Genomic DNA, 672 nt, shown 5'->3' on the forward strand with positions numbered 1-672 from the left:
TCAACTTTGTAGTCAATTAGAAACTTCAACAGGAATTTTATTAAGTCCGGAGGGACTTAATCGACGATTTAATTCGGATTCTGTAGCCTTCTTTCGCACTGTATTTACTACACTTCTACAAGCTAAAATTGGAGGAGTATCTAAGATTTCTCATTCTCTTTCTTCTTATTTTGAGCGGATTCTCGTCCTTGATTCTACAACTTTCCAAGTTCCAGATCGATTCGCAACTACTTATCCTGGTGCCGGAGGGTGTAGTCATACAGCTGGTGTGAAAATCCAACTAGAGTATGACTTGTTGAGTGGAAAATTTTCTGATGTGGAAATTGAACCAGGAAAACGAAGTGATCAGGCATATAGTGCGACTCGAACAGGCATGGCACAAAAGAATGAACTATATATTCGTGACTTAGGATATTTTCGTCTACAAGACTTTAAGTCTATTCAAGATAAGCAAGGATATTATTTATCACGTCTAAAGTTACCAACTAAAATATATAGAAAAGAATTTGAAACAGTGGTATTTAAAACAAAACCCGCTCAATTAAAACCGGTATATATACAAATTCATTTGGAAGACATCATGAAACAATTGCAGCCTGGCCAAGTGTATGAATTACATGATGTATATGTAGGGAGTAAAGACAAACTTCCTACTCGAATTGTAGTTTATAG

The 672-nt window shown here is 35.9% G+C and carries 1 protein-coding gene; it reads left to right on the forward strand.

Annotated features, from left to right (window positions below; translation table 11 throughout):
- Window positions 1-672 (forward strand): IS4 family transposase (locus tag JDS95_RS30435; protein WP_199647792.1); only part of this gene is annotated, 672 nt, incomplete at both ends.

This window comes from Bacillus cereus group sp. N24, assembly GCF_016483345.1.
Classification (GTDB): domain Bacteria; phylum Bacillota; class Bacilli; order Bacillales; family Bacillaceae_G; genus Bacillus_A; species Bacillus_A toyonensis.